Consider the following 12,233-nt stretch of genomic DNA (forward strand, 5'->3'; position numbering starts at 1 on the left):
AAAAGCGGATGGAGCAGGAGTTCGTTCGCTCCATCCTGCGCTAGCACGTTAGAATTTTTAGAATTTAAAGTTGTATCCTAAATATAGTCCATGATTGGTCTCGTAGGCTTTATCTATATCCTCTCCGAGCTTACTAGCCTTGTATCTCGTGTAGTCCGCCTTGTAGCCAAACTCGATCTCATTATGCTCATCAAAGCTATATAGTCCACCTAGCTTTGCGCCGATTACCCAGCCGTTTAAATTTGCCTTGTAGGAATCGGAATAGGCATATCCAGGTAAAGAAAAAGAGCTTTCGTTTTTATACCTCATAAATGAAACCCCCGTATAAGCACCCGCTATGAGCTTAAAACTGTTAGTAATTTCAGGCGTAAAATCCGCCCCTACTAATAAATTATGCTTTTTCCAGCTATCTTTCCAAGAAAACATATCAATCTCGTGAGATTTAGACGCTTCAAAATCATATGAATATGCGCCATAAACTCTAAATACGTCAAAATCATATCCAATTTTTATACCTATTGCAGGTTGTCCGTCATCCCATTTAAATTTATCTCCATAGCTAATAGTTTTGCCCTTAACACTAGATTTAAACGAGTAATCTCCCTCGATGCCTAAAAGTAAACCCTCGCTAGAGCCTACGCTAACGCAAGCCGCAGCGGCAAACGCCGCGATTAAAATTTTGTTTTTCATATTTTCTCCTTACAATTTATGATTTCAAGGCTTCTCGCCACAGCCGCTCTTACCGTTTTATAACTTACGATCTTTGAGCCTCCTCCACCGGATTCGCTTACAAATCCGTTTAAAATTTATTGATTATAATAGCCCCCCCCCCACTTAAATTTCGATAAATTTTTGAGGTAAGACGCAGAATTTTATCTCACTCGCCTTGGATAAAATTTTATCTCGTTTGCTAAGGACAGAATTCTATTCTTGATTGCCAGCACGGAATTCAACGAAATTCTACGCCACCTCCCTTGGGCAGCTAGCAAATTTAAATGCCAGAGCCATTAAAAAACAATCTGTGATGAAATTTAAAGCGCTTATTTAGTTGTTCGTTTTTATGTATAATTTAAAATTTACACACGAGATAAGTGCCGTGTTACCGATAGTAACTGCACTTTTAAAAATTTAAGACGATTTGATTTGGAATTTATAAAATTCCCGCCTCATTTTTGTATCATAAGCCAAATCCAAAAAAGGAGTATCTATGGAAGAACACAAAGTGGAGTTACGCAACTCCCGCTTACAAGGGCCGCTAGACTCAGACGTAGACGAGCTGGGTTTAGACAGGCTCACCGACACCGTGCCGTTTCCTAAGCGCGGCGTCATCATTATGGCGATTGCCGCTGCAGTGGGCTTTGCTCTATATGCCGCGTTACCATTTGAGCCCAATGTCAAAAAAGGCCTTGCGCTGCTTGCTTTCATCGCGATTATGTGGCTTACAGAGGCCGTGCATATCACGGTAACCGCGCTTATGGTGCCGGTGCTTGCGGTAGCTATCGGGCTTGGTAAATTCGCTAAAGATGGCACTTTCACGGCCGCCACCATCAAAAGCACGCTTGCAAATTTTGCAAACCCTACGATCTTTACCTTTTTCGGCGGTTTTGCTCTGGCAACGGCTCTGCATATGCAAAAGCTAGACAAAAAGATCGCGATGTGGCTAATCGCCCGCGCAGGCGGTCGCTTGGGCGTGGCTGCGATTTTAATCTGCCTTGCTACGGCGATCCTTTCGATGTGGGTTTCAAACACCGCAACTGCTGCGATGATGCTTCCGATCGCACTTGGAATTTGCGCCAACATGGACGAGAGCAAAGATCGCGGCACGCTCGTGTTTTTGCTTTTAGGCATCGCGTATTCTGCAAGCATCGGAGGTTTGGGCACGCTCGTGGGATCTCCGCCAAATTTAATCGTGGCTCAAGCCTTGCACTACAGCTTCGCAGACTGGATGAAGGTAGGCTTGCCGCTAATGTGCGTGATGCTACCGATAATGCTTGTGGTGCTTTATATAATTTTCAAGCCGAATTTAAGCCATAAAATAGAGATGGATCTGGAGCATATCCCTTGGACGCGCGAGCGCATTATTACGATCGTCGTATTTGCTCTAACAGCGCTTGGCTGGATATTTTCGAAGCAAATTTCAGCCCTTGTGGGCTTTAAAGTGGACGATGCTTACGTCGCCATCTGCTCGGCAGTCGTAATCGTCATACTAGGGCTTGCCAAATGGCACGACATCGCCGAAAACACCGAGTGGGGCGTGTTGCTGCTTTTCGGCGGCGGACTTACGCTAAGTGCGGTTTTAGGCGATTCCGGAGCTTCTAAGGTGCTTGGTGATCTAGTCGCGCACACTTTCGGCGGAGCGCCTACTTACATCGTACTTTTGGTAACGGCGGTTTTTATCATCTGCCTTACAGAATTTACGAGCAATACCGCCTCTGCTGCACTTTTAGTGCCCGTATTTGCGGGTGTAGCGGCTCAGATGGGACTACCGAAAGAAACTCTTACGATCATCATCGGCGTGGGCGCGAGCTGCGCTTTCGTAATGCCGGTAGCGACGCCGCCGAATGCTTTGGTTTTCGGGACGGGACGCATTCGCCAGGCGGAAATGGTGCGGAGTGGCGGAATTTTAGCGATATTCTCCGCGTTTTTGGTTTCGGGATACGCGTATATTTTTTACTCGTAAAATTCCGTCAAAATTCTATAGTCCGGGTATCTGCTCGGACTAAATATATTTATAAGATATATTTTTAAACTCCTAAATTTTCGGAATCTTTATAAAAAAATTCTGATTTAATACTATTTTAATCAGTTATCTGTATAATACGCATATTTTACGGAAAGAAGATTTTATGGATTTTGATTTTATAGCTAAATTTAGCCCGATGTTCATAAAGGCGGGAATTTTAACGCTAAAGCTCGCATTTTACGGAATTTTACTATCCATCATCATCGGTTTTATCTGCACGCTGATAAAATATAAAAGATTGCCGCTGTTAAGCCAGCTTGTGAGCGCATATATCGAGCTATCGCGCAATACTCCGCTTTTAATTCAGCTATTTTTTCTATACTACGGCCTGCCGAAGCTGGGCGTTCAAATTTCTGGCTTTACCTGCGCGATCGTGGGGCTTGCGTTTTTGGGCGGAAGCTATATGAGCGAGAGCTTTAGGCTCGGTTTTGAGGCGATAAAAAAATCCCAGATCGAAAGCGCGATGAGCCTGGGGCTTAGCGAAGCGCAGATAGTGTTTTACGTCGTGCTGCCGCGCGCCTTTGCGATCGCCCTACCCTCCATCAGCGCAAACATAATCTTTCTGCTTAAAGAAACCTCGATCGTTAGCATCGTAGCACTCGCCGATCTCGTTTATGCCGCAAAGGACGTGATCGGGCTGTATTACAAGACGAACGAGGCGCTGTTTATGTTAAGCGTATCGTATCTGATCATAATCCTGCCGCTTTCGCTAGCGCTTACGCTGCTTGAAAAGCGCCTTGCGTATATGAGAGGCTAGCGATGGAACTCTTAAGCGGCGAAAATTTAATCAGGCTTCTTGGCGGGCTCGGGATCACGCTGCAAATCGCGCTCATTTCGATCGCGGTTTCGCTCGCTCTAGGCTTGGTACTTGGAATTTTAATGGCTTCTGGGCGCAGAGCTTTATACATTCCGCTTAAAATTTGCCTGGAGATCGTGCGTATCATGCCGCCCATCGTTTGGCTATTTATCGTATATTTCGGCGCGAGCAAGGCATTTGGCATCCACATCTCAAATATCGCGGCTTCGATCATCGTCTTTAGCATCTGGGGCGTTTTTGAGATGATGGATCTGGTGCGCGGCGCCGTGCTTAGCATCCCTAAGCATCAGTTTGAAAGCGCCGAAGCACTCGCATTTAGCAGATCTCAAATTTATCTCTACGTGATCCTGCCGCTTGCGATGAGGCGCCTAGTGCCCGCAACGATAAATTTATTCAGCAGGATGATAAAAACAACCTCGATCGCCGTACTAATCGGCGTCATCGAGCTCGTCAAGGTCGGGCAGCAGATCATCGAAGTAAATGTCTTCCGCGACAATTACGCGCCGCTAATCATCTACGGAGCGATATTTTTCGTATATTTTTTGATCTGCTATCCGATCTCGGCGCTTTCGAAAAAATTAGAAAACAGGTGGAGCTGATGGAAATTTTAAAAATCGATAAAGTCAATAAATTTTACGGTGAGCTGCACGCGCTAAAGGACATCAGCCTTAGCGTCGCGCAGGGCGAAGTCGTTGTTATCCTAGGCCCTAGCGGCTGCGGCAAAAGCACCCTACTTCGCACAATCAACGGGTTAGAGCCGGTACAAAGCGGAAATTTTATAATCGAGGGCGAGCGGATCGATCAAAATTTCAAAGAGTGGCGTAGGATCAGGCAAAAGATCGGTATGGTCTTTCAAAGCTACGAGCTTTTCGACCACTTAAACGTGCTACATAATATAATCCTAGGTCCCGTCAAAGTCCAAGGCGTATCGCGCGAGCAAGCTGTAGAGCTAGCCAGACATTGGCTCAAAATCGTAGGACTAGAAAATAAAGAGCGAGCCTATCCCAAAGAGCTTAGCGGCGGGCAGAAACAGCGCATCGCAATCGTGCGAAGCCTTGTGATGAAGCCAAAGATCATGCTTTTTGACGAGGTTACCGCAGCACTTGATCCAGAGATCGTGCGCGAAGTGCTAGACGTAATGCTAAATCTCGCCAAAGAGGGGCAGACGATGCTAATCGTAACGCATGAGATGGGCTTTGCGCGCGCCGTAGCCGATCGCATAGTTTTTATGGACGACGGGCATATAGTGGAGATTAACGAACCGGAGGCGTTCTTTACCGCTCCGAAAAGCGAGCGCGCGAAGAAATTTTTAAATATGTTCGAATTTAAAAAATAAATTTTAATAAAGGAGAAAAGATGAAAAAAACGCTAAGCACGCTTTTTATCTTAGGTGCGTTATTTTTCGCAGGCTGCAACGACGAGGGCAAAGGCTCCTCAAATTCCGCGCAAGGTTCCGCCGCGCCGCAAAGTTATATCGACGGGATTAAAAAGCGCGGCGTAGTAAGGATCGCGGTTTTCGGCGATAAGCCACCGTTTGGTTATATCGACGAGACGGGTAAAAACGCGGGATATGACGTGTATTTTGCAAAACGTATCGCAAAGGAGCTTTTGGGCGATGAGAGCAAAGTGCAGTTCGTGCTCGTAGAGGCCGCCAATCGCGCGGAATTTTTGGCGTCGGATAAGGTCGATATCACGCTTGCAAATTTCACCGTCACGCCTGAGCGCAAAGAGGTCGTGGATTTCGCGCTGCCGTATATGAAGGTAGCCCTCGGCGTCGCGAGCAAGGACGGCGATATCACCGATGTTTCGCAGCTTAAGGACAAAACGCTTTTAATCAACAAAGGCACGACCGCGGATCTGTATTTTACGAAAAACCATCCCGAGATCAAGCTTTTAAAATTTGACCAAAATACCGAGACTTTCGGTGCGATGCTGGACGGCAGAGGCGATGCGATCGCGCATGATAATACGCTTTTGTTTGCGTGGACGAAGTCAAACCCGGGTTTTAAGGTAGGCATCCGCTCGCTCGGCGATCAGGACGTCATCGCGCCCGCGGTCAAAAAGGGCAACGACGAGCTTCGCAAATGGCTTGACGATCTAATCGTAAAGCTTGCGGACGAGAAATTTTTCCACGCCGACTACGATGCGACGCTGGCGCCGGTATACGGCGACGATATCAAGGCTGACGACGTCGTAATCGAAGGCGGAAAGTTATAAATTTAGATTCGCCGTCTAGTTTAGCGGGGCGATATTGCTAAGCCCTGCAAGCTCGCAGCGACGAGGCGTTGTAGCTTTACCGAAACTGCGTCCATAAACGCCCATAGGCGGCGAGCGCTTTTATAAGCTAGCTAAATTTATCGATCTAGCGGCAAAGTTTTGCTTCCGCACGACAAATTTAGCTGAGCCAAAATGCAGCCTAGCGCGGGTCGTTGCGGCAAAATTTAAGTCGCGCGCGGCGGCGTAAAATTTCAAGCGATAGTAAAATTCTAACACAAACTGCTCGTGCGGTAAAATTTATGCCGCATGAGCGATGATAAATCGCAAGTGCCCGCTTGCTAAACGGATCGGGAATTTAAAAATTTATCGGCTCATGCAGCCTGCAAAATCTTATACGAACGCCTCCCGAGTGCGTTCTATCTTTCGATTGGCTCGCGCGAAGGAGCGATCACATGTCCACCTAAACGCACAATCCGCGCAACGCATCCATTTCCATGCTCAGCTACACAGCGCATCTGTGCCGCTAAGCCTGCGATCCCGCGCGCTTTGTCTGCATATCTGTGCGTCGCCAGAGCCGTATACGGCCCGCCGCCATCATACTCAACGGCGCTGCCGCTTGCCTCATTCGCTCCAAATTTTGCGGTTCAAATTTAGCTCGCTCACGATACCCACAAGCGCGCCGATCTCATCTACGTAAAGCGCTATCGTGGCGTCCTGCTTTAGCGAGCAGTCGATTCTAGGCTCGAAATTATCGCGCCAAGTCTCGATCGCCACGTAAATTTTATCCTCTTTCAGTACCGCGTTTATCTGCGAGCCCAGTCTTAGATAGATCTCCGTCAGTCGCTGCATCAAAAGCGGCGTCAGAGCGTATCTCGCGCCCACTTGATCGGTCGTATAGACGTCGAAAAACTCCTCAAATTTCACGTCGTCCATATTCGCTCGCTGCCCGTATTTGCGCAGATTTCGCGAGTTTTTGTGACACACCCGCACCTCGCAGTTAAGCCTTTTGTGAAAGTCTGCGACGAAAAGCACTCCGTGGAATTTTACGTCGGTGCGAGTGCCGTTTTTGGTGCGCACCTTTTCGGCGGCGTAAAAGTCGCTAAAGCTAACGCGCACGCCCTGCACCTCCCCGCTCATCATATCCTCGCTCGATTGCTCGTTTATGTAGCAGTCGTAAATTTCAAAAAACTCATCCGTCCCTAGCCCGCCGCTTTCATCGTAGCTAAGCCCGAAGCTTTTTGCGATGCTCGCGACGACCCTGCTTTTAAAATTTGATCTGAAATTCTGTCTTTTGCTCGCCGTCAAAAAAGAGCCCGCGGCGCCGTAAACGGCGATGCCGAAAAATACGCCGGCTATTATATCGCCCCAAAAGCGCGCCACCAGTGCGCCCACGCCAGTCCCTACGACAGCGGCGATTAGATTAGCCTTTTTCACCGCTTTTTGCAGCGCCGCACGCTCATCCTCTAGGCTCTGCAGATCGTCCAAGAAGTTAAATTTTGACTGAGTTGCGCCGTCTTTCTCGCCCCCGCCCTCACCTTCGGCGGCTTTAGGTTCAAACCTTCCGTAAGTAGCGCTCATGCGGCTATCGCTGTTTTCAGAGATACCGCCCTCGCCCGCTCCGGCTTTTAATACCTGCCCCTCTTTCGCATCGGCTCTTAAAATTTGCCCGTCTTGCGCCGCACCCTGCCCTAATGCGTCCGTATCTTGCGCCGTATCAAAGCCGCTAAATTTATCAAAATTTGCGCGTTGCGCGCCCTCATTTTTGCCAAAGCTTAAACTGTAAAATAGACGGTAGAGCAGCCCGTTTAAAACCGGAAAGATGATGAAAAGCGCGACTATGAGCCAGTTTGTATCAAACGAGACGGGCTCCGCCCTCGTATTTAAAAACAGGTAAAGCCCGACTAGCAACAGGATTATCAAAAATGAGACGAGCTTGCTAATGCGCGCGAGCTTTTCGCGCCGTTTTTCAAGTAGGTAAAGCTCCTGCGAATCGCCGTTTCTATCCATAATCCGCCTTTTGTAACGCATTTAAGCGCCGGTTTATTTGTCGCGCGCTAAATTTAAACGTTTGCGCGCCGCCGCCTGATCTCCGCTAAATTTAGCATAAAGCTCGCGCCCTGCTGTAAAATTTTAAAATTTGTGCCGCCACTTTAAATTTGGCCGCTGTAAAATTTTAAATTTCGTCCTTGCCGCGCCGCAGTTCGTTTAATGCGGGCAAATCTTTAGCGCCTCTTTCAGCCGCCCTAGCCCGTCTTTTAGCAGCGCCCTAGAGGTCGCGATATTTAGGCGCAAAAATTTCTCGCCGCCCTTGCCGTATTGCGCGCCGGCTGAAAGATACAGCCCCGCTTTTTCGCGGATGAAGCGCGCAAGCTCCGCGCTATCCTGCGTGTAAGCGCCCGCATCAAGCCACATCAGATAGGTCGCGTCTTGCGGCACGACGCGCACCTGCGGAAGCTCACGCGCGATAAATTCCGCCGCGAATTTGCGATTTTCGCTGAGGTATTCGCGCAGAGCATCTAGCCACGCCGCACCCTTCGTAAATGCGGCGATCGCGCCCTGGACGCCGAAAAAATTCGGCTCGGCGATGTCGTCGGAATTTAGCGCCTTTGAAATTTTGTGGCGCAGAAATTTATCTGCGGCAAAGACCGCCGCGCTTTGCAGCCCCGCGATGTTAAACGCCTTGGTGGGCGCGATTATGGAGGCTGAAATTTTCTCGCACGTCTCGCTCGCGGCAGCAAATGGCGTGTAACGCACGCCCGGCTCGGTCAGATCGCAATGCACCTCATCGCTAAGCACGATCACACCGTGCTTCTCGCACAGCTCGCCGATACGGGCGAGATCGTCCCTGCTAAAGGTGCGACCGATCGGATTGTGCGGGTTACAAAGGATAAAAAGCGTCGTCTGCGGATCGGCGAGCTTAGCCTGTAGATCCTCCCAATCGATGCTATAATCGCCGCTAGCGTAGGCAAGTTCGTTTTCTATCGGCACGCGGGCGGCGTTTTTGATGCAGTAGTAAAAGCAGTTATAAACCGGGCTCATCAGCAGCACGTTCTCGGCGGGCGAAGTAAGCTTGCGGATGATCGAGTCAATCGCAGGCAGCGTGCCGCCAGCATAGATCAGCCACTCCTTTTGGATTTCATAATCGTGGCGCGCGAGCCACCAGCCTTGATACGCGCTGCGCCACTCATCATCCACAAGCGAATAGCCCAAAACCCGCTCGTTCAGCCGCTTTTGCAGAGCCTCGATGATCTCGGGCGCTACGGCAAAGTCCATATCCGCGACCCACATCGGAAGCTCGCTCTCGCCTACGTCCCATTTAAGCGACTTCGTGCCGCGACGGTTCGGCAGAGTATCGAAATCATATTTCTCCTTGCCGCTTATAAAATCAAAAAGTCCCATCTTACGCCCTTAATTCAGTGATAATTTCAGTTTTAGACGCATCCGTTGCGCCATCTAGAATCAGCTCGTCGATGCTTTCTGCGCGGATCAACCCGCTGCTCGGATTTTTGACGCTATCGATCGCGCCTTTTACCTCGGCACGGACATCGCTGTATTCAAACGCCAGCGTCGTATTTATAAGCTCGCAGTCTTGCAAGCGCAAATTTTGCATATAGCAAAAGCCCTGCAGGCTCTCGATCTTGCAGTTTCGCAGCGTTACATTTTTGGAATTCCATCCAAAGTACTCGCCCGCGATGAAGCAGTCCTCGACCACGATATTTTCGCAGTTCCAAAACGCGTCCTTGGATAGGAGCTTGGAGTTTTTGATCGTTACGTCTTTGCAGCCGTCGAAGCAGTAATCCCCAAAAAGCGATAGATTTTCGATGCTTAAGTTTTCGCAATCAAGCCCGAAATACGCGCCCTTTGCGGTAACGTTTTTTAGCGTGACGTCGCTGCAGTGCCACAAGGTCTCTTGTGCGTCGTGGAATTCCACATTTTGCAACGCGGCGTCTTTTACGCGACGAAGCCCCTTGGGAGCGCCGTAGAGGCAGTCTTTTAGCACTACGCCGCGGCTATACCAGATCCCTGCGCGCGCGACCTCGTCGAATAAACAATCCTGCGCGCGAATATTTTCGGCGTACCAAAACGGATATTTCCACTCAAATTTACAGTTTTGCGCGACGATATTTACGCTGTGTTTTAGCGGCGACTCGCCCTCGCCGAAGACGGAATTTTCGATCCGCAGATCCTTTGCGCCGAATAGCGCTCGCTCGCCGCTAAAGTGCTTTTGTTTTAATATTTGCATGGCTTTCCTTAGATTTTAAAATTTGCTTCAGATTATACAAGGAATTTCAAAATTCCGCGTAGCTTGGGCGTATGAAACGCAAGCGAATTTTAAAAATTTTACAATTTAAAGGCGGCGAAGGGCTAAATTTGATGTGCCGCGGTAGCGGTTACACGGCACTTGAAGCGAATGCACGGCAAATCGCCGCGCGCCCATGGCCTATAATGGCGCTTCACAAAATGTAGATAAAGCGCACCTAGGTCGCTGCGGCTAGCCGCGTATCCACTCGCGACGTGCGCTGCCCAAAAGATACAAAAAATTTATCGCAAGCGGCGCCTTATAAAATTTGTAAAATTTTCTACAATCAACGTGCAAGTTCCCCTAAAGCGTCGTGTCTGAAAAAGCGCAAATTTTACCCCGCGCACAAACGGGGCGCGTCTAATGCTCGTGGTGATGCAAGTGGATATCTTCGCCGCGGTCTCGATCTGTAGCGCGCTTTCGCAGATCAAAATACACAAAAAGCCCGCTAGGCTCGCCATCCTCGTAAATTTCAAGTTTGTAGCGCATTACGGCGTGCGTGCACACTGCAACATCAAGCGTCGCTTCATAGCCGTCTGCGCTGCGCTTTAGCGGGAATTCCGCATTGCCCATATTCATACTCACGCCCGAAATTTTAACGCTCGGATTTTTTAGCTCACGCGAAATTCCGCTTATTTTTAGCTCGTTTGCTCCCGCTTCGATCGGATGGCGCGCTACGCTAAAGAGCGCCTTCTGCCCGCCGGCGTTAGTCTCGCAGTCCTGTGCGGCTAGATTGCAGCCCAGACGCGTCCTTATGTCCTTAAATAATGCATCGCTCTCATCCGCGCCAAATCCTAAAGTAGCGGCGAAAATCAAGCTAAAACGTAGAGCCTTTATCATTATGATCCTTTGTAAATGAAATTTGTGCGCAATTTTAGCAGAAAATTCCGCGCCTATTAAAAATATTTATTAAAATTTTAGCTAAAATAACGATATCTTCTACGAAAGGATGAAAAATGGCTGAGTTTTTAATCAAAGACGCCAAGGACGGCTGCAAATTCGATCTACTTTATGACGGGCATGTACTGTGCACCTCCGAGGTTTACACGAGCAAGGCCGCTTGCAAAAACGGCATCGAAAGCGTCGCAAAAAACGCCGCGCTAAATAAGATCGAGGATCAAATCGCGGGCGGAGAAAAGCTAAACAATCCGAAATTTGAGCTTTACACCGATAAAGCAGACAAGGTTCGCTTCCGCCTAACGGCCAGCAACGGACAGATCATCGCCGTTAGCAAGGATTTTGAAGCCAAAGCGGACGCTCTAAAAGTAATAGAGCTTATCGTAAAACAGGCTGCGAAAGCCAAGATCAAGGAGGCGTAAATGGACATAAACGGACTTGTAAATATGGTCTCTGCGCTCAAAAGCGACGATAAAAATTTAAGAGAATTTCAAAGCGGTCCGGTCGCTTTTATCGAAAAATTTCTAGGCGTGGACCTGCCCGACGACCAGATAAATGCGATAATTGCGGGCATCAGCTCAAATTTTTTAAGCAAAAACGAAAGCGGCGGATCTAGCTCGCTAGGCTCGATGCTGGGCGGACTTTTGGGCGGCGGCGAGGACGTACAAGCAAATGCCGTCGATAGCAAAGGCGTGGATTTTAGCGCGCTGATCGGCAAAATCGCAAGCGCCAAGCTCGACCTTAACGGCGACGGTAAAATCGATATCAACGACGCAAGTAGCTTTTTGGGCGATCTTTTAGGAGGCGGCGCAAACGGCGAAAATAAGGGGCTAAATTTAGGCAGCCTGCTAAAAACGTTTAAAATTTAAACGAGGCTAAATTTAAAACGCAGGCCGGATTTTGCGCGACGATATTTAAATTTACGCGCGCTATTTTAATCCGCGCCTGCGCACTACAGCGCTAGCGTGGAAGGTCTAATTTACGCTGCATTGCGCGTAAAACCTCGCATTTAAGCAAGATAGGCTTAAATTTGGAACAAGACGGTGTTTAAATTTAAGCCGCTTCTTTGCGGCATTTTGTTTATACTGCCGCGACATAGCGCCCTGCTCCGCTCTTTTGAGCGTCTATATTGAGCCAAAATAACCAAAAACTCTGCTTTAAATTTTATCTTTGCTCTTTGATGTCCGCTTTAAATTTAGTCGCTCTTTGACTCCGTTTTATTTTGTTACCCATTCAAATTCCCACATAGCGCGCCATAG

Annotated in this window: 12 protein-coding genes; 7 read left to right on the forward strand and 5 right to left on the reverse strand. The window is 48.6% G+C overall.

Annotated features, from left to right (window positions below; all coding sequences use genetic code 11):
• Window positions 1–57 precede the first annotated feature (57 nt).
• Complete coding sequence (locus Q0256_RS08410; RefSeq protein ID WP_297962172.1) at window positions 58–690, reverse strand: outer membrane beta-barrel protein; 633 nt, start codon at window positions 688–690, stop codon at window positions 58–60.
• A 643-nt stretch (window positions 691–1,333) separates the two neighbouring features.
• On the opposite strand from Q0256_RS08410, the gene Q0256_RS08415 reads away from it, so the two are divergent.
• The 5 genes from Q0256_RS08415 (at window position 1,334) to Q0256_RS08435 (ending at window position 5,777) form a co-directional block, all read left to right on the forward strand.
• Window positions 1,334–2,680 (forward strand): DASS family sodium-coupled anion symporter, encoded by a 1,347-nt coding sequence (locus tag Q0256_RS08415; protein ID WP_297962192.1) that lies wholly within the window; start codon window positions 1,334–1,336, stop codon window positions 2,678–2,680.
• A 166-nt stretch (window positions 2,681–2,846) separates the two neighbouring features.
• Entirely contained in the window at window positions 2,847–3,500 is a 654-nt protein-coding gene (locus tag Q0256_RS08420; RefSeq protein WP_297962174.1) for an amino acid ABC transporter permease, read from the forward strand.
• Between the two features lie 2 nt (window positions 3,501–3,502).
• Window positions 3,503–4,159 carry an amino acid ABC transporter permease gene (locus Q0256_RS08425; RefSeq protein WP_297962176.1) on the forward strand — a complete coding sequence of 219 codons (657 nt, stop codon included), beginning with the start codon at window positions 3,503–3,505 and terminating at the stop codon, window positions 4,157–4,159.
• Window positions 4,159–4,896 carry an amino acid ABC transporter ATP-binding protein gene (locus Q0256_RS08430; RefSeq protein ID WP_297962179.1) on the forward strand — a complete coding sequence of 246 codons (738 nt, stop codon included), beginning with the start codon at window positions 4,159–4,161 and terminating at the stop codon, window positions 4,894–4,896. The genes Q0256_RS08425 and Q0256_RS08430 overlap by 1 nt, the downstream gene beginning before the upstream one ends.
• 20 nt (window positions 4,897–4,916) lie before the next feature.
• The gene (locus Q0256_RS08435) at window positions 4,917–5,777 is read left to right on the forward strand and encodes a cysteine ABC transporter substrate-binding protein (protein WP_005873047.1); all 861 of its coding nucleotides are present in this window, start codon (window positions 4,917–4,919) and stop codon (window positions 5,775–5,777) included.
• 621 nt (window positions 5,778–6,398) lie between these two features.
• Here Q0256_RS08435 and Q0256_RS08440 read toward each other — a convergent pair.
• The 4 genes from Q0256_RS08440 to Q0256_RS08455 all read right to left on the reverse strand — a co-directional run bounded on the left by Q0256_RS08440 (window position 6,399) and on the right by Q0256_RS08455 (window position 10,917).
• Window positions 6,399–7,784 (reverse strand): DUF3137 domain-containing protein, encoded by a 1,386-nt coding sequence (locus Q0256_RS08440; RefSeq protein WP_297962183.1) that lies wholly within the window; start codon window positions 7,782–7,784, stop codon window positions 6,399–6,401.
• Window positions 7,785–7,982: 198 nt separating this feature from the next.
• Window positions 7,983–9,176 carry a MalY/PatB family protein gene (locus tag Q0256_RS08445; protein ID WP_297962185.1) on the reverse strand — a complete coding sequence of 398 codons (1,194 nt, stop codon included), beginning with the start codon at window positions 9,174–9,176 and terminating at the stop codon, window positions 7,983–7,985.
• Between the two features lies 1 nt (window position 9,177).
• Window positions 9,178–10,020 carry a DUF3737 family protein gene (locus Q0256_RS08450; RefSeq protein WP_297962187.1) on the reverse strand — a complete coding sequence of 281 codons (843 nt, stop codon included), beginning with the start codon at window positions 10,018–10,020 and terminating at the stop codon, window positions 9,178–9,180.
• A 417-nt stretch (window positions 10,021–10,437) separates the two neighbouring features.
• Window positions 10,438–10,917, reverse strand: coding sequence for a hypothetical protein (locus Q0256_RS08455; RefSeq protein ID WP_297904142.1), 480 nt, complete (start codon window positions 10,915–10,917; stop codon window positions 10,438–10,440).
• 116 nt (window positions 10,918–11,033) lie between these two features.
• Here Q0256_RS08455 and Q0256_RS08460 point away from each other — a divergent pair, with 116 nt between their 5' ends.
• Both Q0256_RS08460 and Q0256_RS08465 read left to right on the forward strand, forming a co-directional pair.
• Complete coding sequence (locus tag Q0256_RS08460; RefSeq protein ID WP_005873032.1) at window positions 11,034–11,396, forward strand: DUF1508 domain-containing protein; 363 nt, start codon at window positions 11,034–11,036, stop codon at window positions 11,394–11,396.
• Window positions 11,397–11,843: a hypothetical protein gene (locus Q0256_RS08465; RefSeq protein ID WP_297962190.1), complete on the forward strand. Its 447-nt coding sequence runs from the start codon at window positions 11,397–11,399 to the stop codon at window positions 11,841–11,843.
• Window positions 11,844–12,233: the final 390 nt, after the last annotated feature.

Source organism: uncultured Campylobacter sp. (genome assembly GCF_937949835.1).
Taxonomy (GTDB): Bacteria; Campylobacterota; Campylobacteria; order Campylobacterales; family Campylobacteraceae; genus Campylobacter_B.

Coding starts and splice junctions, on each gene's coding strand:
- Q0256_RS08415 (WP_297962192.1), top strand. CDS start 1,334: ATGGCGATTGCCGCTGCAGTGGGCTTTGCTCTATATGCCGCGTTACCA.
- Q0256_RS08435 (WP_005873047.1), top strand. CDS start 4,917: ATGAAAAAAACGCTAAGCACGCTTTTTATCTTAGGTGCGTTATTTTTC.
- Q0256_RS08460 (WP_005873032.1), top strand. CDS start 11,034: ATGGCTGAGTTTTTAATCAAAGACGCCAAGGACGGCTGCAAATTCGAT.
- Q0256_RS08440 (WP_297962183.1), bottom strand. CDS start 7,784: ATGGATAGAAACGGCGATTCGCAGGAGCTTTACCTACTTGAAAAACGG.
- Q0256_RS08445 (WP_297962185.1), bottom strand. CDS start 9,176: ATGGGACTTTTTGATTTTATAAGCGGCAAGGAGAAATATGATTTCGAT.
- Q0256_RS08420 (WP_297962174.1), top strand. CDS start 2,847: ATGGATTTTGATTTTATAGCTAAATTTAGCCCGATGTTCATAAAGGCG.
- Q0256_RS08425 (WP_297962176.1), top strand. CDS start 3,503: ATGGAACTCTTAAGCGGCGAAAATTTAATCAGGCTTCTTGGCGGGCTC.
- Q0256_RS08450 (WP_297962187.1), bottom strand. CDS start 10,020: ATGCAAATATTAAAACAAAAGCACTTTAGCGGCGAGCGAGCGCTATTC.
- Q0256_RS08410 (WP_297962172.1), bottom strand. CDS start 690: ATGAAAAACAAAATTTTAATCGCGGCGTTTGCCGCTGCGGCTTGCGTT.
- Q0256_RS08430 (WP_297962179.1), top strand. CDS start 4,159: ATGGAAATTTTAAAAATCGATAAAGTCAATAAATTTTACGGTGAGCTG.
- Q0256_RS08455 (WP_297904142.1), bottom strand. CDS start 10,917: ATGATAAAGGCTCTACGTTTTAGCTTGATTTTCGCCGCTACTTTAGGA.
- Q0256_RS08465 (WP_297962190.1), top strand. CDS start 11,397: ATGGACATAAACGGACTTGTAAATATGGTCTCTGCGCTCAAAAGCGAC.